Source organism: Saltatorellus ferox (assembly GCA_007751475.1).
Classification (GTDB): domain Bacteria; phylum Planctomycetota; class UBA1135; order UBA1135.
This window is the reverse complement of the sequence record CP036434.1, coordinates 1674588-1698023: the sequence shown is the minus strand read 5'-3', so window position 1 is coordinate 1698023 and position 23436 is coordinate 1674588. Positions and strand designations below refer to the sequence as shown.

Annotated in this window: 12 protein-coding genes; 7 read left to right on the top strand and 5 right to left on the bottom strand. The window is 66.1% G+C overall.

The window, feature by feature from the left end; genetic code table 11:
* Positions 1 to 9 precede the first annotated feature (9 nt).
* The 3 genes from Poly30_RS06210 (at position 10) to Poly30_RS06200 (ending at position 3337) form a co-directional block, all read left to right on the top strand.
* The gene (locus tag Poly30_RS06210) at positions 10 to 1809 is read left to right on the top strand and encodes a hypothetical protein (RefSeq protein WP_145195365.1); all 1800 of its coding nucleotides are present in this window, start codon (positions 10 to 12) and stop codon (positions 1807 to 1809) included.
* Between the two features lie 10 nt (positions 1810 to 1819).
* The gene (locus tag Poly30_RS06205; protein WP_145195363.1) at positions 1820 to 2488 is read left to right on the top strand and encodes a cytochrome c3 family protein; all 669 of its coding nucleotides are present in this window, start codon (positions 1820 to 1822) and stop codon (positions 2486 to 2488) included.
* Between the two features lie 102 nt (positions 2489 to 2590).
* Positions 2591 to 3337 carry a hypothetical protein gene (locus Poly30_RS06200; RefSeq protein WP_145195361.1) on the top strand — a complete coding sequence of 249 codons (747 nt, stop codon included), beginning with the start codon at positions 2591 to 2593 and terminating at the stop codon, positions 3335 to 3337.
* 18 nt (positions 3338 to 3355) lie between these two features.
* On the opposite strand, the gene asnB is transcribed toward Poly30_RS06200, so the two are convergent.
* Together asnB and Poly30_RS06190 are read right to left on the bottom strand one after the other, a co-directional pair.
* Positions 3356 to 5017, bottom strand: coding sequence for an asparagine synthase B (gene asnB, locus Poly30_RS06195; protein ID WP_145195359.1), 1662 nt, complete (start codon positions 5015 to 5017; stop codon positions 3356 to 3358).
* Between the two features lie 74 nt (positions 5018 to 5091).
* The gene (locus Poly30_RS06190) at positions 5092 to 6876 is read right to left on the bottom strand and encodes a hypothetical protein (RefSeq protein WP_145195357.1); all 1785 of its coding nucleotides are present in this window, start codon (positions 6874 to 6876) and stop codon (positions 5092 to 5094) included.
* A gap of 211 nt (positions 6877 to 7087) precedes the next feature.
* Between Poly30_RS06190 and Poly30_RS06185 the strand changes: the two genes are divergently transcribed.
* Positions 7088 to 9916: a cytochrome c3 family protein gene (locus Poly30_RS06185; protein ID WP_145195355.1), complete on the top strand. Its 2829-nt coding sequence runs from the start codon at positions 7088 to 7090 to the stop codon at positions 9914 to 9916.
* A gap of 14 nt (positions 9917 to 9930) precedes the next feature.
* Here Poly30_RS06185 and Poly30_RS06180 read toward each other — a convergent pair whose 3' ends face one another.
* Positions 9931 to 12225, bottom strand: a complete 2295-nt coding sequence (locus tag Poly30_RS06180) for a bifunctional SulP family inorganic anion transporter/carbonic anhydrase (RefSeq protein ID WP_145195353.1) — start codon at positions 12223 to 12225, stop codon at positions 9931 to 9933.
* Positions 12226 to 12502: 277 nt separating this feature from the next.
* Here Poly30_RS06180 and Poly30_RS06175 point away from each other — a divergent pair, with 277 nt between their 5' ends.
* Together Poly30_RS06175 and Poly30_RS06170 are read left to right on the top strand one after the other, a co-directional pair.
* Entirely contained in the window at positions 12503 to 12934 is a 432-nt protein-coding gene (locus tag Poly30_RS06175) for a hypothetical protein (RefSeq protein ID WP_145195351.1), read from the top strand.
* A 407-nt stretch (positions 12935 to 13341) separates the two neighbouring features.
* Complete coding sequence (locus Poly30_RS06170; RefSeq protein ID WP_145195349.1) at positions 13342 to 15678, top strand: FG-GAP repeat domain-containing protein; 2337 nt, start codon at positions 13342 to 13344, stop codon at positions 15676 to 15678.
* A 183-nt stretch (positions 15679 to 15861) separates the two neighbouring features.
* On the opposite strand, the gene Poly30_RS06165 is transcribed toward Poly30_RS06170, so the two are convergent.
* Entirely contained in the window at positions 15862 to 19245 is a 3384-nt protein-coding gene (locus tag Poly30_RS06165; protein WP_419191018.1) for an FG-GAP-like repeat-containing protein, read from the bottom strand.
* 361 nt (positions 19246 to 19606) lie between these two features.
* Entirely contained in the window at positions 19607 to 20692 is a 1086-nt protein-coding gene (locus tag Poly30_RS06160; RefSeq protein WP_145195345.1) for a hypothetical protein, read from the bottom strand.
* A 1143-nt stretch (positions 20693 to 21835) separates the two neighbouring features.
* Between Poly30_RS06160 and Poly30_RS06155 the strand changes: the two genes are divergently transcribed.
* Positions 21836 to 23371 carry a right-handed parallel beta-helix repeat-containing protein gene (locus Poly30_RS06155; protein WP_419191017.1) on the top strand — a complete coding sequence of 512 codons (1536 nt, stop codon included), beginning with the start codon at positions 21836 to 21838 and terminating at the stop codon, positions 23369 to 23371.
* Positions 23372 to 23436 lie beyond the last annotated feature (65 nt).

The window sequence follows — 23436 nt, the reverse complement described above, 5'->3', positions numbered from 1 at the left end:
TGGATCCCCATGAAAGCCTTCACCCCATGGCCTCGTCCGAGCACCGCGCGACTGATGTCGACGGCGCTCCTCTTCACCGGCGCAGCGGCGCTGCCTGGCGCCACCGCTCTCGCGGCATCCGCCGTTCCGGTGCAGGCGGAAGACCGAACCGAGGAGGTCACCGCCCGGGTCACTGGCTACGTGCAGGGCACCGGGATCGTGATCGATCGCGGCGTACGCGATGGCCTGAAGGTCGGCGACCGGGTCATCTTCACGGAGCGCGGCGGGAGACAGCAGTTCGGGACGATCCTGGAGCTGGAGGGCCGCGTGTCCACGATCCGCGGCGAGGATCCGCAGTTCCGGCCAGAGCCCGGCACGCGCGCTTCGATCCTCGTGCCGAAGAGTCGCTTCGAGACGGCCTTGGACGTTCGCACGGGCAAGGTGCCCGTTCCGGACGGTGCCACGGATGCGACCGAGGCGCTACTTCCCGAGGAACCCAAGGCGCCCGAGACCGACGGCAAGTGGACCCGCCCCGAGGATGGCTTCACGATGGACATGCCGCTGCTCGCCGAGGTCAACGCCGTGCACCCTGCTCGGCGCGCATCGAGACTGACGGGCCGAAGCTACCTGTCCTGGGATCGGATCGTCGACTCCGAGACCGAGCGCGGGGACTCGTTCTTCCGGCTCGGCGGCGGCGTGTACGGCGAGAACCTCTTCGGAAAGGGTGGCGTCCTGCACTTCGACGGCGAGGTCAACGCGCGCAAGACGCAGGTGCCCGACTTCGCGGACGAGAGCGAATCGAACTTCAGGCTGGACCGGCTGAGCTACACGCTCGGTGGCACGCGGCACGACTGGAACCGACTCCAGGTCGGCCGCTTCCTGCAGGACGGCATGTCCGAGTTCGGCGTGCTCGACGGAGCTTCATGGGGCACGCGCACGGGCGGCGGAGACTCCTTTGGTGGAAGCATCGGGTTCCTGCCCGAGCCCGACAAGGATCAGAAGTCGTTCCAGGACTTCCAGGTCGCGGGCTGGTACCGCTGGGTCGCGGACGAGCGCGAGATTCTGAGCGTCACGGCTGGCTACCAGAAGACCTGGCACAACGGTTCGCAGGACCGCGACCTGCTCGTTCTGAAAACGCAGTACCTGCCCGTCGAGGGCTGGAACGTGTTCGGATCGGCCTGGGTCGACCTCTACTCCAACGGTGACTTCGGAAAGACCTCCGGGCCTGCGCTGACCTACATGGTCGTCGACGCGCGCCGGACGTTCGAGAACGACTTCGCGCTCAACCTCGACTACCGACATCAGGAGTACCCGCAGCTCCTTCGGGCGGAGTTCCCGCCAGTCGGGCTTCCGCAGATCCAGGACGCGCACGTGGACCGCCTTGGTGGCACGCTCTCGAAGTGGACGAGCGGCGGCGCGGCGGCGCCCCTGGCGAAGCGGCTCTACCTGCGCGCCGGCGGCTGGGCCGACGAGGAAGACACGGGCGGTGACGCGGAGCTAGGCGTCGACCTCTACGATCTCTTGGCCGACGACGCGCGGCTCGACCTCGCGGTGTTCTCCAGCGCAGCCAAGTTCTCTTCGCTCATCGGGGCGCGCGTTCGCTACGGCCGATTCGGCCCGAAGCGCAGCTGGTCCGTTCAGTACGAGATCCGCCAGAACGACGTGACCGGCTTCGATGGCAACGCGGACAACCTCTATCAGCACCGAGCGCGCGGCTCCTACGAGCTCTTCCGGGCGAGCGGTCTCTCCGCTTCACTCTCCGGTGAACTTCAGTTCCAGGACCGCGAGGAGCAGTTCTTCCTCGGTCTCTTCCTCCAGCGCAGCTTCTGAGCCCTCCGTCATGTTTCACTGGATTCAAAAGCACCCGATCATCGCCGCCCTCGCCACCTATCTCATCCTGTGCGCGTGCGTTTCGACCAGCCCGGAAGCGGTCCAGCAGCACCGGTGGTGGGCCACGCTCGGACCGGTCCTCCCCCACGACTCGTTCCCGGCCGACTGCACGCTGTGCCACGAGGGCGCGGCGTGGAACGATCTCAAGAGCGACTTCGCCTTCGATCACCTGCGCGAGACGGGCGTGGCGCTGAACGGCGCCCACGAAGCGGCCTCCTGCCTGCGCTGTCACAACGACCGCGGACCGATCGAGGTCTTCACGGCTCGCGGCTGCGCGGGCTGCCACGAGGACGTTCATCTCGGGCAGCTCGGCAGCAACTGCCTCGAGTGCCATACCGAAACGAACTGGCGCCCGTTCGGGATGTTCGAGCTCCATCAGCAGACGCGCTTCCCGTTGCTCGGCGTGCACGCGGCCGTGTCCTGCAGGACCTGCCATCCGGGCGCTGAAATCGGGCGCTTCGTCCCCACTCCGATCGAGTGCGTCGACTGCCACCAGGGAGACCTCGGGAACGCCAACAACCCGAACCACCAGGCCCTCGGCTGGACGTTCGACTGCAACCGTTGCCACCAGCCGACGATCTGGAACGCAGCGGAACTGGACCCGAACTTCCCAAACTGAGAGGTCGGCGGGCCGAATTCCCCATATTGCAATTTCGTAACAAGTAGGGCGGCGAGGTGGGTCGATCGGTGAGGAGTTCGAATCTCTCACCCACGACCCCCCATGCTGACCACATCCGCGACACTCGTCTTTCTCTTCGTCACGTCCGGTCTGGCGGCCCTGGCCGTCCACGAGTACCTCGGCAGCGGTCGCAAGCGGCGCGGCGTCTCGGATGCGGACTCGCTCCGGCGAGTGCGAGCGGAGATCGAAGGCGGCCAGCGCATCGAATTGGATGAGATCCAGGCGCTCATCGGTGGGCTCAAGATGGAGCAGCAGACGCTCGCCTCGGAGCTCGAGCGTCGCTCGCAGGCCTTCACCCGTGAAGGAGCGCAGCACGAGGCGGCTCTGGCCGTCGTCTTCCAGGAGATGCGCAACGGCAACAGCGAGCTGCGGCACGACCTCGATCATCTCAACCGGATCATGGCCGAGATGGGGACGCAGATCGTCAGCGCGAGCCGCGCGAGCGTTTCGAGGGAGGAGGCGCAGGCTCTGATCGAGCGGGTCGATTCGCTGGAGCGCTCGCTGCAGAGCCAGGACCTGAGGCTGTGTGCGCTGGACGACTCGATGAGCGGCGTGGTGAAGGCGCTCGCGCCCGACGACACCGACCTCAAGCGGATCAAGGGAATCGGGGCAGCGCTGGAGCAGACGCTGAAGGGCCTCGGCGTGGAGACGATCGACCAGGTCGCGAACCTCAGCATCGATCAGATCGAAACGCTGTCGGAGAAGCTGGGGAGCTTCGCGAGCCGGATCGAGCGAGACGGCTGGGTGGAGCAGGCGAAGGCGCTGCAGGCCGCGTCCGCTATCGGCTGACCGCAGGACTCCCGTCGGTTAGCGGTTGCTCTTCAGATGCACCCCGGCCACCGCCCTGCCCGAAGGATCGGCGGCCCCGGCGAACGACGCGTCCCACGCCAGCGCTTCCGGCGTGCTGCACGCGATCGACTTGCCGCCCGGCACCGTCCTCGCGCACGCGTCGCTCGGGAAGTGCTCCTCGAACATCGTTCGATAGAGATAGCCCTCTTTCGTATCCGGCGTCTGGATCGGGAAGCGGTACTCCGCTTGTGCCAGCTGCTCGTCGCTGACCTTCTCGCCCGCGAACTCCCGCAGGCTGTCGATCCAGCCGTACCCGACCCCGTCGGAGAACTGCTCCTTCTGGCGCCAGAGCACGCTATCCGGCAGCACGCCCTCGAACGCCTCGCGCAGGATGTGCTTCTCCATCTTGCCGTTGCCGGGCATCTTGCAGTCGGGATCGAGGGCCATCGCGACTTCCAGGAAGCGCTGGTCCAGGAACGGCACCCGCGCCTCGATCCCCCATGCGGCCATCGACTTGTTCGCCCGCAGGCAGTCGTAGGTGTGCAGCCTGTCCAGCTTGCGCACGGTTTCCTCGTGGAACGCCTGCGCGTTCGGCGCCTTGTGGAAGTACAGGTAGCCGCCGAAGATCTCGTCGGCGCCCTCTCCGGAAAGCACCATCTTGATGCCCATCGCGCGGATGCGACGCGCCATCAGGTACATGGGCGTGGAGGCGCGGATCGTCGTGACGTCGTAGGTCTCCAGGTGATAGATCACGTCGCGCAGCGCGTCGAGGCCTTCCTGTACGGTGAAGTGGAACGCGTGGTGCTTGGTGCCAATGTGGTCGGCGACCTTTTGGGCCGCCACCAGGTCAGGGCTGCCTTCGAGGCCGATCGCGAACGAGTGCAGCGTCGGCCACCACGCCTCGCCGCCGTCTTCGACGCGAGTGGGCGCGAGCGCCTTCGCCGTCGCCGCGATGACCGATGAGTCGAGCCCGCCGGAGAGGAGCACGCCGTACGGAACGTCCGTCATCAGCTGACGCTTGACCGCTTCCTCCAGCGCGGCGCGGACGGCCGCGGGGTCCGAGCCGCCGCCCTCGACCTCTGCGTAGGTGCGCCAGGCGGGCGTGACGTAGGAGCGAAGCTCGCCGGTCTCGCTGTCGAGCACGTGCCCCGGAGGGAAGACCTCGACGTCCTTGCAAACCGGCGCGAGCGCCTTCATCTCGGAAGCCACGTACAGGGTGCCCTCCGCGTCATGCCCCATGTAGAGCGGCATCACGCCCATCGGATCGCGCGCGACGAGGTAGCGATCGTGCGTTTCGTCCACGAGGATGAACGCAAAGATCCCGACGAGGTCGTTCAGGAAGGCGGTGCCGCGCTCGTGATACAGAGGGAGCAACACCTCGCAGTCCGACGCCGTCTGGAACTTGTAGGGCTGCTGGAGCCCGGCGCTCAACTCGCGGTGGTTGTAGATCTCGCCGTTCACCGCTAGCGCGAGGCCGCGGTCCGTATCCAGGAGCGGCTGAGCGCCGTGCAGCACGTCGACGATCGCGAGCCGCTCGTGGGCGAGGACGGCACGGTCCGTGGCGTACACGCCGGACCAGTCGGGTCCGCGGTGACGCTGGAGGCCAGAGAGACGAACGGCGGTGGCGCGGGCGACCGCGGGGTCACCTTTGAGGTTCAAGAGACCGAGGATGGAGCACATGGCGCAGATCTTGTGATCCGCGCGGCCCGTCGAGGCGACCATTGTTCGGAATCATGGCCGCCTTCGGAGGTGCTTTACCTCCCGTCGCCCGTTTCGCTCGTTCCGAACGGCCAGTCCATCGGGCCCGGGTCCCCTTCCCGAAGGACGAGGTTCCCCGATCGCAGGCTGTGATGGCCCGCGGCGTCAAGGGAGCGCTTCTGGTCCACCCGGATCTCGTACTCCCCGGGAACGAATCCGCGCAGGCGGATCACGCCCGACGCATCCGTAACGAGAGGGATCTCTCCCAGGAGGTCGAGTGCCTCGTCCGTCAGGTCGAAGCCCGTCGGCACGAGGTAGACCGAGAGGCCGCGGATCGGGTCCTCTCCCTCGAGGGCGCGCAAGTCCAGACGGCATGAGCCGGCCCGCCCCTCGAACACCCGCGCTGGTTCGACGTCGTTCCAGGCGCCGATCTCCCACCGCTCGAGATCGCCCTTCACCGAGGGAGAGCTGACGTAGAGTGCTCCTGGGCCCATGTGTGGAAGGGAGGCGACTCCTTTGGAGTCCGGGCGAACGCGCCCGTGGCACCACCAGTCTCCGTCGAAGACGTATACGAGCGCGTCTTCGGTCGTTCCCACCTGGACTGCCGCGACCGTACCCAGCGAATCCCCGTCCCCTGGAACCAATGCGCTTCCTCTCCATTCGAGGCTCACCTCGTCACCGTCGGAGGAGCGCGTGGAAAGCGACCAGCCCGCGACCTGGTCTCCTTTCCCGGGATCCGGGATGAGGAAGCGCTGCTGACCGGCGTCCTCGAACCATGCGCTCTGGGAGATGGCGGAGGTATGCCGATCGAGGTGCGCCGCGAGGTGCAGGGTGAGTTTGCCCGCCAGCGGGGGCAGAACCTCGAGACCCGCGATTCGCAGATGCGGCGTGGGCAGGTCGAGCCGCTGCGCCCCCCCACCGCGCTTGATGAGGAACTCCGTCACCAGGCGAGTCGCACCTGGACCCAGTTCGCCCGCGCCTTCCCGCAGCGGCAGGTAAAGAATCCCGCGGTCGTAGAGGACGCTGTCGAAGGCGTAGCCGCCGCCCTTCTCCCTCGACCCGGGGACGAACGCTGACCGTCCATCGGACGCGAGCAGCCGGCTGCCGTAGGCCAGTCGCGGCTCCACGCCGCCGCCGAAATAGCTGCCGTCGAGGACCACCGAGCGCCGCTTCAGCATCGGCCGCAGTCGCAGAGGCCCGGCCACCGGCTCGACGCCGAAGCGCATGTTCATCGTTCGATAGTCCGGCGCGTCGACCGCGACGACCTCCGACCGCGCGGTGGACACGCGGTAGCGCCCTTCTTCGTCGGTCACGACCTGGAGCGGCGGCGCCCCGCGGACCGCGAAGCGCGGATCGACACGAAGCGTCGCCCCTGCGATCGGCCGCCCGACCGAATCCTCCAGCACCACACCCTCCACCTCGTCCAGACGCTTCGACTCGACGCGGTAGGTCGCGGTCGTACCCGGCACCACGGAGACCCACACGGGCCCAGGTCCGTCGAGTATCGGCATGCCGAGCGCATCGAGGAGGTGCAGACGATAGAGGCCCTCTCCGACCCCAGAAAATTCGATCTCACCGCTCTCGGGAATGGCCTCCAGCGCAGCCGGAGCGTTCCATCGATCCAGTGGAGTCAACTCCGGCCCGAAGCGGGCGCGCTCCAGAAACGCCACAGCTCCCGCGAAGCTCGTCGTCGTCGCAGCGGAGATGAGTTCGATCCGCACGTTGCCCGTTCGCCCAGCTTGCCCGACTCTCTCGGCGCCCTCCGTCGTCTGCGGCCCGGCCAGCGAATGGCTCCAGGAGAAGATCGGAGCGAGCAGCAGGAGCAGCCGGAGTCGAGGCATGGGTTCGGGGCGAGGGAGTGATGGGTTCAGCGTGGGGCAGCGGTACCGCTTCCGCCCCTCCATTTGGGGCACAACGGCAAATGGTGACAACTACCTATTGAGCGAACCGGCAATTCTTTCCGAAGGACCCTCTCGCGCGGTAGCTGGCCCTCGGCGGGGCCACTGACACTTCTGTGTCTACCGCTACCGGGGGGCAGAGGAGCGTTTGCACATGATGTTGGAATCGGGTCGCGAGAAGTGTAGCTGGAGCGAAAAGGGCCAGCAGAAGACCTACGGACGGGCGTGGCGCCACGTGAGCGCAGTCGCCGCCGGTTTCCTGGCCCTGGCACTCGGGGGATGCTCTGCGGGCGAGACGGAGAGCCTCAGCAACGGCTCGGCAGAGACCTGCATGACCTGTCACAACGGGTCGCCGAACCACGACTACGCGGGCCCAGGGCTCGAGAACCCCCACCCGTTCGAGGGCGCGGACAACCTCCTTTGCACGACCTGTCACGGCGGGAACCCGCTGGGCGAAACCGTGGCCGAAGCCCACGTGCCCTCGCCGCCCGAGATCGGCGATCGCGCGTTCCGCGAAACCAATGCGTTCGCGTTCTTCAACAAGCTCACGCTCACCGGACTCGACAAGCTGCCCGACTATGAGGTCGGTGGCCAGACCTACACGGCGCTCGACTACCTGCAGTTCGTGAACCCCGGCGACCTGCGCGTCGTCACCATGGGCAAGTCCTGCGGCGAGTGCCACGTCAGCCACGCCGAGTGTACGGAGAAGAGCCTGCTCGCCACCTCGGCGGGCGTCCTCTCCGGCGCCCTGTACGCCATCGGCCAGCCGACGCGCGTGGCGGAGAGCGATGGGCTCTACGACAACACCGCGTCCGATATGGCCTTCCGCGTCGCGACGGACCTCGCGTTCAACGCGGTCGGCGCTCCGTTCGGCGCCGTCAGCCGGATGGTCGAGTACCCGGTCTTCAGCGCCCGGAACAACACGAACCCTGACGCGATCTTCAACAACGACGACTATCTGATCGCCGAGCTGCTCGACGACCAGAACGCGGACGGCACCGTCGTGGCGAACTCTGCGCTCGCGAACCTGTACCACGAGCAGGTCGCCTTCACCTGCGGCGATTGCCACCTCGGCAGCGCAGGCGCGAACAACCGGACCGGCGACTATCGTTCTTCGGGCTGCACCTCGTGCCACATGCCCTACAGCCTCGGCGGGCGCGCCGGGACGAGCGACCCGAACGTGAACAAGTTCGAGCCCCTCGACCCCGACGACATCGACGAACCCGAGCGCCCCCACGTCCGAAGCCACCAGATCATGAGCGTGGCGAAGACGACCGCGAACGGCACCGTGGTCAAGGGCATCGACGACCACACCTGTGCGGGCTGCCACCAGGGCTCGAACCGAACCGTGATGCAGTACTGGGGCATTCGCCTGGATCAGAACCAGGACGTGCGCCGAGGCCAGCAGTATCCGGCCCAGCCCGTCAGCTACCAGAACACCAGCAACGACACCCGCCTCTTCGATCCCGAACTGGGGAACCGCGAGTTCAACGGTCGCAACCGCAACCAGTACCTCGCGTTCGAGGACTACGACGGCGACGGGCGCGACGACACGCCCGCCGACGTGCATCACGAGGCGGGGATGGGCTGCATCGACTGCCACGGTAGCCACGACATGCACGGCGGCGACGTCACCGCTGGATCACAGCCGCTCCTCTCCCGGATGGAGCAGGCGGTCTCGATCAAGTGCGAGGACTGCCACGGCAGCTCAGAGGCCTACGCCACGACCGTGACGGGCACGACCTACAGCGGCGCGGCCGCCGAAGTCGGCGTCGACAGCAAGGGCCTGCCCCTGCGCCACGTTACGAAGGACGCGAACGGGAACTACTGGCTGAAGAGTCGCCTCGACGGCGAGGTCCACTACCTGTCCCAGACCCGCGATATCGTGGTGGATACCGGCAAGGTCCACCCGACGACGGGTGAGCCTCTCTACAGCCAGCGCGCGAGCTTCGCGATGGGCCGCGCCGACGGCAACGCAGCCACCGGCATCGGCCCCGTTCAGACGAACGACAACCCGACGGGCTTCAAGCACGGTGACAACATGGACTGCGCGTCCTGCCACTCGGCCTGGACGAACACCTGCATGGGCTGCCACCTCGTCGGCGAGTACAACACGGGCAACAACTTCAGCAACATCACGGGCGAGCGCATCGTCTTCCGCGAGGACGACGCCCTCTTCGTGTACCAGTCACCGGTCTTCTTCCAGCTCGGGGTGAACTCGGGGAACAAGATCACCCAGACGGCGGCGAACACGAAGATGTTCTTCTCCTACAAGGACCGCCAGAACAACCTCAGCGAGGTCTTCAGCTTTTCGGACCGGAACGGCGGCGGTAAGAACCCGGCGCTCGCGGACCTTCCGGCCATGAGCCACAACGCGATGATGGCTCACTCCATCCGCGGGCGCGTGACCGCCGAGGACGAGGGGCCGCGCTACTGCGTCTCGTGCCACCTGACCGACCACTCGATCGCCACCTACGGCACCGAGTACGCGGCCTTCCGCACGGCGATGCAGACGGGCGACTTCGCGAGCCTCGACTACAACCTCCTGCGGGATCACATCGGCAGCAACCCGGGCAACCAGATCGACTCGCCGTTCTTCGTCCACCAGGTGGCGGGACTCGGCAGCGGGCTCTTCCTGTTCGATGGTCAAGGGGCTCCGGTGAACCCGCTCGACAACGATGCGAACCGCGCGGGTGCGGGCGGCGCCGCACCGGCCACGACGTACGATCCCAACCGGTCGGCGCTCAACCTGGACCGGGTCGTCTCGGAGAACGGCGTTTCGAACGCTTCGAGCAACCACGCGCTGTACGACTCCACGCCCACCCCGAACCTTCGGGACGGCGCGACGGATCCGACGATGGCCGGGCCCATGGGCATGACGCTGCTCCAGATGCTCACGGACCCGACGAACGGCCGCGTGCTGGACTCCTGGATCGACGCCGATGGCATCGTCCGAGGCGATGCCACCAGCGTGATCGATTGACCGTTGGCTGAAGGTCAGACCGCTCCGGGGAGCGCTTTCTTCGGAGCGGCGGCTTCCGGCTCCGTCAGGTCCAGCGGCTGGCCGGCCTCGTCGAAGAACTCCACGCCGCCGCCCTTGACGTCGTACATGGCGCCGCAGAGCAAGATCTCGTGTCGGTTGCTGAGGCCCCTCAACACATCGCTCTGCTCTCGAATCGCCTGAAGCGTCGCCAGGACGTTCCTGCGGGCCACCCGGTCCGCGAGCTCCGAGAGTTCTTCACCGGAAAGCTCGTGGTCCGGGAAGTCTTCTTTGTGAACGGAGCGCTGGATGTTCCGCACGAGCGCGTCCAGGTTCCCGCAGCCGGTCGCCTCGAGCGCGGACTTATCCGCCTCGAAGAGCTTGACCGAGGACGTCACAGCACCGCAACGGGTGTGACCCATGACGACGACGAGCTTGGCTCCCGCGACCGCGCAGCTGTATTCGATGCTGCCGAACACCTTCTCCTTCGCGACATTTCCGGCGATGCGCACGGAGAAGATGTCGCCGAGACCGAGGTCGAAGACCAGCTCGGCGGGAGTGCGGGAGTCGATGCAGCTCAGAAGAACGGCCAGGGGGAATTGCCCGTCCGCCGTCGCATCCTTCTGGCGACCGAAGTCGCGCGAGAGACGCTTGCCCGTTCGGAATCGCTCGTTGCCGGCGTGTAGGAGCCGAAGGACGTCCTCGGGCGAGAGTTCTTTCTGGACCTCCGACGTACTCGTGTCGACGAAGCGAATCTTGTCCGAGAGGGCCTCGCTACCGCGGAAACCGAGCAGGCTCACGTCGATGCCCCGCGCCGGTCCGGTCACCCGATCGAACTCCAGCAGCATGTCCTCGACGTCCGGATCCATGTAGTCGGTCGCTCGGGCGTCGAAGAGCACCTGGTCGCCTCGCTTGAGGGAGAGGAGCGTTTCGCCGAGTGAGGCCTTGTTGAGAAAGCTGACCTGGTTCCCGAGCTCGATCCGGATCACGTCGCCGCCGATGTGCTCCTCCCGGACGGTCCGAACAGGCGCGCGCAGGTTGCTGTACAGAATGAACGCGAGAGCCGTCCCGAGCCCGATGATGATGCCGATCAAGAGGTCCGTGAGCACGATCGCCAGGACGGTGACCACGAACGGCAGGAACTGAGTGCGCCCGCGGGCCCACATCTCTTTCATCAGCTTCGGCGCCGCGAGCTTGTAGCCGGTGTAGATGAGAATCGCGGCGAGGCTGGCGAGCGGGATGAGATTGAGGATGTGCGGGATGAACCCGACGCAGAGCAGCAGCAGCGCGCCGTGGAAGATCGTCGAGAGCTTGGTGACGTTGCCCGTCTGAATGTTGACGGAACTCCGGACGATGACGCTCGTCACCGGCAGGCCGCCGATCATGCCCGAGGCGATGTTGCCTGCGCCCTGGGCGAGGAGCTCGCGGTTCGGCGGAGAGATGCGCCTCTTCGGGTCGATTCGATCGACGGCCTCCAGGTTGAGGAGAGTCTCCAGGGTCGCGACGAGACCGATCGTCAGAGCGCTGCGATAGACGCGTGGGGACGAAAGAATGCCCCAGTCGGGGAAGTGCAGGAAGCTCGCAAATTCAGCGGCCGAGCCAGCCCGCGGAACTTCCACGAGATGCGACTTTCCGATCATCCACTCGCCCCCCAGCTTGCGGAGGAGCAGCGTCGCGACCACGCCGAGGATCACCACGAACAGCGCTGCGGGCATGCCGACGCGGCTGGCCCACTTCCAGCGATGCCAGAAAAAGAGAATGACCAGGGAGACGAGACCGACGGCCATCGCGCCCGCGTGCAGGTCGGTGAGAGTCGCCCAGAGCTCCGTGAACGTGTTCTCGTTGTCGGGCTGGTTGAAGGACATCTCCCCCTCGATGTCCGTGTCGTGACCGAAGAGGTGCGGGATCTGCTTGAGAATGAGGATGACGCCGATCGCCGCCAGGAGCCCCTTGATCACGCTGGTCGGAAAGTACTCCGCGAGAAAGCCCGCTTTGATGACGCCGAGGCCGAGCTGGAGGATGCCGGCCAGCACCACGGCGGCGAGGAACGCCTCGTAGGTGCCCAGGGCCCCGATCTCGGTGGCCACCACCGCAGTCAAGCCGGCTGCGGGTCCGCTCACGCTTGTATGGGACCCACTCAAAATTCCCACGACGAGCCCGCCGACGATCCCTGCGAGCAAGCCGGTGAAGGGATCCGCGCCCGAGGCCACGGCGACGCCGAGGCAAAGGGGCAGAGCGACGAGGAAAACGACCAGGCCGGACAGGCCGTCTCGGAAGACGTTCGCGGGAGCGAACATCTTGACATCGGTCATGGGCATGAAGATCTCTGGGTGCGGCGGTGAACGGTCAGCCCCTGCTGCTGGCGAGCGAAGCGTAGGGGCGACAGTTTATCACATCCCCCCGCGAGGAGGTCGCGGCGAGTCCGCGACAGATCACCGCCGAGAAGACCCCTACAGAGCCGGCCCCCCTGGGCGCCTGAAGCCCATTTTATCGATGCGTGGGCACGCTGTTATCTGGCCACGAAATGCTGCCGCCCGAGCGCGATGTCGCGCCACCTACCACGCCCCCAACATCCTTCGTCCAAGCACCATGCGCGCCCTCGGAATCATCGTCTTCCTCGCTCTTATCACGCTCACCATTGGTTACTTCAGCGGCTGGGTCAGCTTCGCGTCGGAATCGGACACCGGTTCCTCGGCGTTCCGGGTTCGGATCGACCGGACCGAGTTCAAGGAGGACATGAAGAGCCTCGGATCGGCGACGCGAGGCGCCGCCAGGTCCGTGAACCAGGCCGCTGGCGCGGTCGCGGAGGAGTTCAGCGACGACGACTTCGATACCGTTCTGGCAAGGGTGGTCTCCGTGTCCGTTCCGCAGGGAACCATGACACTGGCGTACGAAGGCGGAACGCAGCGGACGCTTCCCATCACCGCCGAGGATCGAGCGCTCGCGGGCAACCTGAAAGTGGGCGACCAGGTCACGGTCCGCTCGAAGGAAGGCCAGGTGGTCGAGGTCCGTCGGCGCTAGCGCCCTGAATCAGAAGTTCGTCGTAATCGTTTCAGTCTGTTTCGTTTCGTAGCAAGGCGTCCGAACCGCAGTGCGTAGCAGTAGTTCCGCCCAAGGTTCGGCAACGCAGCTGAAGCGCGAAAGGGAGCCGAAGAAATGGGGCGAACTTTTGGATCACACCACTAGAGGCCCGGGCAAGAGTGGCTCAGGTCCTTGGCGCATCCGCGTGAGCAGATGCGCCAGGGACGACGAACGAAGAGCAATCTGGAATCTTGCTCACGCTGTGAGAGCCCTCCATGGATAAAGGTTCAAGACCCAGGCCTCTCGGTGACGTTCCAGCGACGATGGAGAGAGCGTGAGCCTCTGGCGGGCAGGTTTGGGACCAAACGTTGGCCTTGTCGAGCCGCTGAACGGACGATGAGAGAGCCATGGACGACGTCAACCGAAGAGCGCACCGGCAGGGCGCAGCGCTGCGTTCTGCCCTCGTGGTGATATCGCTGATCGGACTGGGTGCCGCAGCCAGCAGCCGGCTTGACTCGCAGGAAGCCGGCGAGACCACGACCGCAGCCCCTGCGCCGATTGGGACCTCGCCCTCGACCGAAACCCCGATCCAGGTCTGGTCCGAGGAGATCGGCGGACGCGTGCTCCCCTGCGACATCGACGCGGACGGCCGCGCGGATCTGGTCGTCCAGACCTGGGGCGTCGGCGAAGTGCCGGGTGAACTGCGCTGGCTCGGCGACGGCGGCCGCACCTCCACTCTCGTGGGGAAGGCCCGCTACTACGGGGACGAGCTGGGTTCGGGCGACCTGGATGGCGATGGCGATCTGGATCTGGTCGCGCCGGTGGGGACTCACTCGCTCGGCAAGCTCGCGTGGTACGAGCACCCCGGTGGAGACGGCACGGGGGCATGGACCGAACACATGCTCGGAACGGTGGATCCGAAGGGCGAGGTGAAGGACCTCAAGGTCCACGACCTGGATGGCGACGGGGTGCTCGACGTCGTGGTGCGGACGCTCAACGTCGTGGCGATCTACTCCAGGCTCGAAGACGGAGCCTTTCGGTCGCGTTCCATGCCGTGTAAGCCGCGCGAGGGCCTCGCGCTCGGTGACCTCGACGGAGACGGAGACATGGACCTCGTGCTGAACGGGTACTGGTGGCGGACGCCATCCGATCCGTGGAGTGACGCGTTCGACGAGTTCATCTACGACCCGCAGTGGTTCCAGGACGCGACGGGCAGCTGGATGGATTTTGCGTCGCTGCCACTGGTCGCCGATCTGGACGGCGATGGTCAAAAGGACATCGCGGTCGCCCAGCCCGAGAAGCATGGCGTGCCGGTCACCTGGTACCGCAACGTCGATCCGATGCGGGGTGCCGCAGGATGGGAGCGCCATGAACTCCTCGTCGTGGACTGCTGCCACAGCTTCGGCGCGGCTGACCACGACGGAGATGGCGATCTCGACCTGATCGCTGGCATGAGCAAGCACGCGGAGAAGCCGGAGCTGCTGATGCTGGAGAACGAAGGCGGGGCGCGCGCCTTCCGGCGGCACCTGCTCGCCCCGTTCCCTACGTACAAGGCACAGCTCGTCGACATCGACGGCGACGGGGATATGGACATCGCGAGCGCCCACTCATGGACCGACGCCCCCGTGCGCGTCTTCGAGAACCGCCGGAAGCCCATGGGACTGGACGCGTGGAAGCGTCTCCGCATCGAGGCAGACCTCCCGGAGCGCGCGATGTTCGTGGACGCGGCCGACCTCGATGGCGACGGGGATATGGATGTCGTCGCCGGTGGGCACTGGTACGTCAACCCGGGTGAGGCCAGCAAGGACTGGGAGGCTCGGGCGCTGCCAGCGCCACTGGGACAGACCGCGCTGGTCCGGGACCTGGACGGCGACGGGCACGTGGACGTACTTGGAACCCAGGGCAAGGGTTCGGCTTCCAATCGTTCCTTCGCCTGGGCCAGGGGCGACGGGCGTGGCGAGTTTCAGGCCTACACCAACATCGACGCGAGTGGCTGGGGCGATTTCGTCCAGGGACGCGCATGGCTCGGGGGATCGGGCGGCCGCACGGTCGTCCTGAGCTGGCACGACCGCGGCAAGGGCTTGACGGGGCTGCGCATTCCCGAGCGACCGACCGAGGAGACCTGGACGGCGTTCACCTTCTCGGAGCACTCCCTCGCCGAGGACCTGGCCACCGGCGACATGGACGGGGACGGCGACATCGATCTGCTGCTCGGGACGCAGTGGCTCGAACTCGGAGGGGATGCACCGATCCCCCACATTCTCGACGGGATAGGGGACCTCGCTCCCACCAGGAACGCACCCAAGGGAGTGCCCGCCAGCGATCGCTGTAGCCTGGCCGACATCGACGGCGACGGACGCCTCGATGCGGTCGTCGGGTTCGAGGGCGCGACGGACCTCCTCTGGTACGCGGCGCCCGCGGATCCGACGCAGCCCTGGACTCGCCACCGAATCGCAGAGGTTCCGGGCGAGGTCTACAGCATGCACACGGCGGACATGGACGCGGACGGCGACATCGACGTGGTCGTGGGCGAGCACCGCGCGGAGCGTAATCGGCTGCTGATCTTCGAAAACGTGGACCGGGGCGCACGCTTCGTCGAGCACGTCGCCGACGACGGCAGAGGTGCGATCGACCACCACGATGGCTCGCTCCCGGTGGATATCGACGGAGACGGTGATCTGGACGTGATCTCGATCGGGTGGCACACGAAGACCCTCTGGCTGTTCGAAAACCTGTCTCGCTGATCCATGATTCGTTGGCGGCGACCGGGCCGTCCCCTCCCCGATGGGTGCGCATCGGGACACGATCCGGTTCTGGTCCGCTTTCGAGCCCGGTCGCCGCCAGCAGGAGAGACTCTCGGAGGTGACCACGGAAGGAGATCGACGCCCGGACGACCCTGCCGCGCTGGCCGCGACAAGACGCTCCGCTTACTGGTACGTCACACTCAGGACCGCGGCTCCGGTCGGATCCCCGTCGATGGAGCGTGCGACTCGCTGGCCCGTACCGGTGATCACAAAGAGCACCGCCTGGCCCGACGTCCAGTCGGGACGGGACACGACCTCCTGAAGAAGCGCGGCCAGGTTCGGCGTGCGCTGATCCGGTCCGGCGATACCAGCGCCCCACCCTGCGGGTTGCCAGGTCACCGACGCCGCACCGAGCTGCCGCGAGCTGATGCTGCCCGTCCCACCTGTGATGCCCGGCGCGTCTCCGGACGCCTGGGCACGCAGCACCAGCGAGGTCGGCTCGGTCGTCGTTTCGTCCGCCGTGAACTGGATCGTCGCCGACGTGATCGTCGCTCCCTGGGGAACGCCAAGTCCCGTGAAGCGCAGACCGACCGTCTGATGGCCACGGGTGCCGTCGGCCACGAGCTCGAGGTCGTCGTTGCTTCGCCATACGCTGCCCACGTCGCTCTCCTCGGCGTCGTCCGCACTCCCGGAGATCGCCAGGAGGATCGTGGTGCCAACGCCGCCCACGGTCACGGTCACATCGTCAGTGCCCGTGAAAGTACCGTCGTCGACCGTCAGGCGGAGAGTGTACGTGCCCGCCGTCCCGAAGACCGCCGTCGGGCTGGCCACGGTGGCGTCGGCGAACGTGACCGCACCAGGACCGGAGACCTTGCTCCACAACACATCTGCGCCGCGCTGGTCGTCGAAATAGGTCGCCGCCAGTTGCGCGCTGTTCGTTCCACTCAGGACGATGTCCTCGCCGGCGTCCACGTAGGGAGCGCTGTTGCCTCCCCCCACCGAGAACTCGACCACGAGGCGCGGACTGCGCGCCGCTCCGCCCTCGAATGCTTCCGCCGTACGGGTTCCCTGCCCGGAAAGCAGGAAGACCGCGTCCGTGTTGAAGCTCCAGTCGGATCGGCCAACGAGTTCCTGGAGGATCGGGCTGAGGTCCGGAGAGCGCTGGGCAAACTCCGCATCACCCACGCGCTCCCAGGGCAAGACAGGCCACTCCACGGTCGCCGCTGTCTGCGCGCGCGCCGTGAAATTCTGGCTCACCTCACCCAGGGTCGCGGGACTTCCACTGGCTTCGGCGGCCACGCTGAGCGCACACGTCCCGAGGCCGATCTCGTCAACCGTGAATTGCAAGTACGCGCGGTCGATGGTTGCCCCCGGCGGAACGGCCACGTCTTCGAAGCGAAGCGCCACGACCTGACCGAGGTTCGAACCGTCATCGACAAGCTCCAGATCGGGGCTCGAAAGCGTCACATAGCCGGACTCGCGTTCCTCTCCATCGGCCAGCGCGCTGCGCACGGCGCTCGTCGCCACATGGCGGTCCGAGTAGAGCACGTGCAGCGTCGGAGCGTTCGGGTGGGTGCCAGCGCCGCCTCCCACGAGTGCGAGGCCAGCATCGCTCGAATAAGCCGAGCGTCGACCCGTGCCTGTCACCAGCAGGAGCACATGGTTCCCCGCGTTCCACCCATCGCGATCGATGACCTCCTGAATGACCGCCCGCAACGACGACGTACGCTCGATGGAGCTCCTGCGGCCGATCAAGGTCCAAGAAGGCGGCGACCACGCCACCGAAGCCATCGTCCGCGGACGCAGCGAGAGGTTGAACGGGAAGCTCTTGATCAGGGCCGCGTCGTCGGAGGCTTCCGCCGAGATCAAGAGGTTGGCCTCATCGAAGTCGCGCCCCTCCGCGGTGAACTGAATCCATGCGTCGACGATCGTCACGTCCGGCGGGACGTCGAGGGCGTAGCGCATGCCGACGACCTGGTCGCCGCGAGCGCCGTCTTCCACGAGTTCGAGGTCGCGATTCCTGCGCCAGACGACGCCCTGGTCGCTCTCCTCCGCATCGTTGAACTCGTCCCCGATCAGCGCGACGCTCAGGTTCCGTACGCCTGTCGATCCCTCCACGAGCTCGAGGCGCTGGTTGACGTTCACATTGCGCAGCTCGTCGACGACACCCGAGGGCCAGATCACGCGCAGGCTTTCCACAAAACCAGCGGCGCCCAGACCAAAGCCGCTCGTGAGCGAGTGCGAGATGCCGTAGCTCTCGCCTGAGCGTACCTCTCGCACCTGGAGCCTATCGTCGGCGGTGAGTTCAATGCGCGCGCCGACACCGTCGAGGTTGCTCGTGGTACCGACGAGCCCGACCTGAAGCCAGTTGTTCGAGTTCGCGGTGTTGAGAAGCAGGCGGTCCGGAATCGTGCTCGGCGTGTTGATGATGCGAGCGTAGCCCGCGTACACGTCGATGAATCCGTCGTGGTTCAGGTCACCGAGCGCGAACGACTCCATCGTTGGACCGGTGAAAGGGTTTGCCGCGAGCGTGAACCCGAGGGCCCCGTCACCCAGGAACAAGCGCTGGGCGTCTCCGGCAATCAACAGGTCGAGGTTCCCGTCGTTGTCGAAGTCGCGGAAAGCCACCTGAATCCCGACCATGTCGAGGTGGGGAGCGAGCCCCGAGGCAGCCGTGACATCCGTGAACGTCCCGTCGCCATTGTTGCGCATCAGGACAGACGGTTCGTAGTGGTTGACGATGAAGGCATCCATGTCGCCGTCCCCGTCGAGGTCGCCGAAGTCAGCCGCCCAGGACTGCTGGCCGAAGTCGAGCCCGGAGACTCCGCCGACCTCGGTCCAGGTATCGCCGTCGTTTCGGAGGAGCTTGTTGATGCGCCGCGGATCCGTGGAGGAGTTCACCCCGATGCGGCACTTCGAGATGTAGAGGTCGACATCGCCATCACCGTCGTAGTCGGTAAACAAGGACCCGTAGTTGCCGGAGTTGTCGCTGGCGGGGGTCGTGCTCGCGTCCATCATCCCCGGCGCGAAGTCGAAGCCGCCCTGTCCGTTATTGCGGTACTTGTGGCTCTCGGCGTCGTCGTGACAGGCGAAGATGTCGAGCCAGCCATCGCCGTCGATGTCCGCGAAGTTGGCGGTCTGAACGAACAGCGTCGGTCCCGGCAGGGGCGTGGACGAATAGGCGGTGCCGCTGGCGTTGGCGAAGTGAACCTCCGCGCCGTCGTAGTAGCCGCCCGTGAAGATGTCGCGAGCGCCGTTGTGGTCCACATCGGCAATGCAGAGGCCCCACTGGCGCGACGAAGAGACGCTCCCGTGTACGTGGGTCCCGAAGGATCCTCCGGGAGTTCCCTGGTACTCGACCCGGAGTATGCGGCCGATATCGAGGCGCACGATGTCATCGCGGCCGTCGCCGTTCATGTCCGCCACCCCCATGACGAAGCCGCTGCGAACGCCGGTGTTCTGGAGAAGGTTGGTCCGGTCCACGAACCCGACCTGGGCGGTGGCTCCGGCCGTCGAGATCGCCGAGACGGCGAGAGAGAGGAAGAGAGGGAAGGCAGAGTCGATCATCTTGGCTGTCGAGTGACGGGGCACGGGCGGGCCGCACTCTAGCCAATGGCCAGGAGGGACTGGCGGGCGGGACGGGGCCACCGGTGCCCCAGGGCTCAACCCGGGACGCCCCCGCCAGCGGATGGAACGGCTTCGTGGTGACTCTCTCCCTGGGAACCGTTGGGGACGCGGTGGCGGTGACTTTCTCTCGAGCCCGTCGCGAAGTCGCATCCACCCCGGCTCCGCTACCCCACCCTCTTGGTAAGAAACCCGGCCCAAAGCCGCTCCCTTCCCCGAGCCGGCCCAAGGGCGTTCGGAAACGTGGCGGATTTGGGTCGGGTTCGGTACCGCCAGGTTTCCCGACGGTCGGCCGAGCCGATTCTCATTGCCGTGACATGGGGGTGCTGGTGCAGAACCACACGACTCCCTCGTGGCCATTCGCTTCGAGGCCCTCCCTCAGGATGTGCAGCGTGCCGTCCTCGGCGGGGGTGTGAATGCTGCGTCGCACACCCTGGGCATCCGATCGATACCGCGTCTGGAACGTCACCAGGGCACCGTCTTCGTTGATCGATCCGAACTTCGTTACGATCCGACCTTCGTTCGAGACTCCCACGGAGTGGTAGCAGTTTCTCGAGGTATCCCAGAAGCGGAACCAGTCCCCGGCCGTGGCCTCACTGTTGGCATGGGCGTCCACCTCCCAGGTGCCGTGGGTCACCTGGGTCCCTGGCAGCATTTGCTCCTGAATACGGCCAGTGAACGGATAGACCTTACCGGGGAAGTCCTGGCTCGGGCTGGCCCCTTCGAACGTGAAGGCTCCCATGAAGGGCGCCAGTCGGGTTATCTCCTCCGGCACCTGGTCCTTCTCTTCGTTCGATGCCCCCGGCTCCGCGAATTCGAACCCGTCGATCCTGGACTCTTCGAAGGTCCACCTCGTCCAGAAGGGCTCGCTACCCTCCGCCACCTCCGCTGTCAGGCGAGTGCGCCCGTCCTCGAACGTGCGGATGATCCGCCAGGACGCGATGCCCTCTTCGCTGCGGCCCGTGGACGACATCATCCAGGTGTGGTCGTCCAGCCACAGGCCGGTGTGCCGGTTCACACGGCGGGCCTGGCCGCCGACACGAATGAAAGTCAGCTCCTCGGTCTCATCGTCGACTCCGATGAAGGCGTGGGTCAGGTTCGAATAGCCACCGTCTTCGCCCTGGAACTGGGCCTGGTAGCCGATCGCGGTCCCGCCGTGGGTACGGCGGACCTGTGACCTGACGGGATAGGTGTTGGTCGTGCCGTCCCGGTTGTGACCCACGCAGGTCCCTTCCCAGTGGCCGAGCCACTGTTCGAAGCGCTCGAAGTCCGCTGCGTGGGGCCGTGGCTCCTCCGCTTGCGGGGTCGAGGGGGAGCCGGAGGCCGTAGCGAGACCGATGCTGGAAAGTGCGAGGGGAAGGCCCACGAGGGCGAGATGACGGAACATCATGGGATCAAGAGAGCCTTCGAAGGCTCGGGTGGGTTGGACGAATGCGTCTGGAACGGCGACGCCGTCCTCGTGCGTCCGATGGACGACAGCATCCAAACGGGTTTCGTGGGTCTTGGCGTGGGCCCACCGACCTCTGCACCATCCAATCCGTGATTCCCTTCGAATCTTCTTCCCCGAATCGTGGCGGTACCGAACCTGGCGGTACCGAACCTGGCGGTACCGAACCCGACCCAAAGCCGCCACGTTCTTCCTCTCCAGGGCCGACCCGCTTTCCACCGGCGGAGTCAGGGATTGGAATGCCCATGTAGCCTCGACGGCCTTTCCCCATGGACGGCTGCACTTCTGGACTCAGGGAGGCACGGTAGATCGGCGCGTGGACCCTTTTGCTCGAAGGAATAAGATCAGCCTGAATTCTCGGGGAGGAAGCTAGTGCCCTGAATCAGAAGTTCGTCGCATTAGTTTCGCCTGTTTCGCTCCGTAGCTGCGTTGCCGAACCTTGGACGGAACTACTGCTACGCACTGCGGTTCGGACGCCTTGCTACGAAACGAAACAGACTGAAACTAATGCGACGAACTTCTGATTCAGGGCACTAGCTGCAGGTCGTGGTGAAGCCAACCGGTGGTGCTGGTCGGAAGGACAGATCCCCGGGAAGGGCAGAACTCAGCAAGGAGCCCGATCGCCGCAGCACAATGGTCGGGATGGAGACAGACCGCATCGACGATCACGCCAGCCGATTCGACGACGAGCCTTGCCGCCGAACACTTGGCAGCTCCATCCAGGTCACCGAAACGTGGCGCGCAGGCCGTTCGCGAATCGGCATCGCTGGCTCGGTTCCAGAATCCAGAAAGGCAAACGCCGCTGGGACGCCATGACGGCCGCTCCACGCGGTGGCACGAACCTTGCCTTCCCTGCTGCTGCTACCCTGTGCACCTCGCCCTCTCAGCCCTCCCGCAGAACTCCCACCTGACGGAATTCCAATGCTCTTCAGCCTCCTTCTCCTCGCAACAAGTCCATTCCCCGCGGCTCCCATCCCCCAGGGCACAGCGACGGTGGACACCGTCTTCGACGTTGTGGATTTCCCCAGCCCCCGAACACTCGCTGAGCTCCCGGGCCCCGACGGGCGTGTCTCGTTCAGGGAGGCGGTGATCGCCACCAACAACACGCCAGGTCCCCAAACCGTTCTGTTCGCCATCCCCCAGAGCGAATGGTGGCATCAGACCAACATGGCCGTTCTGAGGATCGAGACCTTTGGCGTCGAAGTGCTCGACGACGACACGACGCTGGACTTCAGCAGCCAGACGGCCTTTACCGGCGACACCAACCCGGACGGGCCCGAGGTCGGCGCCTTCGGGATTCACACCAACTTCCACCTGCTGCCCATCGTGTACCTCTCCGGCAACCATGGCACGGTGAAGGGTCTCGGTACGGCTTGGAACCGTGCTGCGGTCGAGATCACCGGCGGTAGTGGCAACCGAGTCATTGGTTGCAACTCCTCCACGGTCGAGGTCGGCTGGCCCGTGCCCGGAGGTCCCACGGACACCCTCATCGGCGGCACCGGCGCTGGAGAAGGCAACGTGCTCAGGACCGTCCGAATCGGGTGCCATGCCACCGACACCGTGATCGTCGGTAACAAGCTCGAGAACATCTGGCTGTCCGGCTCCGAGTTCTGTGCCCGCCCCGAACGCACGCGAATCGGAGGACCCACCCCGGAGGAGAGGAACGTGATCTCCGGCTTCGGCTCCTTCGGTCCCGAAGGCGTCCCAGAAGGCCAGGGGATTCACATCGACTGGGCAAAGGACACCGTGATCGAGGGCAACTACATCGGTGTGACCCCTGACGGCGCTGCCGTCGCACCGAACAATGGGCCACTCGGTATCTGGGTGTCGGACTCGATGGATACGATCATCCGCGGCAATCTCATCGCTGGCACGCGGAAGGTCGGGATCAACCACTACGCTGGACAGGTCGCCGGGCTATCCATCCTTCTCGCCGCCATCGGGGCTCACAACGACCGTGTCACGATCCAAGGCAACAAGATCGGCACGGACGCCTCCGGGTTGAACCCCCTCCTGACGCACAGCGGGATCCGGGTCCACTCCGGCACGGGGAACTACGCCTGCCGCAACATCACCATCGGCGGTAGAGCGCCCAGGGAGGGGAACACCATCGCGTTCACCGAAACCTTCGGCGTCGGGATCTCTTACCCGGCCATCTCCACGGAAGTGTCCGGCAACTCGATCCACTCCAATGGAGCCCTCGGCATCGACCTCGGCCCCTTGGCCTTCCTCGACGGCGTGACCCCCAATGACTCCCTGGACTCCGACACGGGAGGCGGGAACGAATACCAGAACTTCCCGAGGCTGGCCTTCGTCAGCCGGGTCGGAGGAGCCTGGTTCGCAAAAGGCGTCCTGCGCTCCGAGCCAAACCGCCCATACCGGGTCGAGGTCTTCTCCTCGACCGAGGTGGACCCGACAGGGTACGGCCAGGGAGAGCGTTACCTCGGGGAGGTGACCGTCATGACCGACCCCATGGGTCGAGCCACCTTCATGCTCCCGCTGCTACCTGGTGCGCGCCAGGACGACTGGTTCAGCGCTACGGCCACCGAACTGGGCAGCCTGGCCACGAGTGAATTCTCCCGCGCCATCCAAGCTGGACCCCGCGAGGCGTTTCCCCGATGACTCGAAGGCACGTGCAGCATCGGGCTCCTTGAGACGCTCGAGCGGCGGGCCCGCGCCGGGGCCCG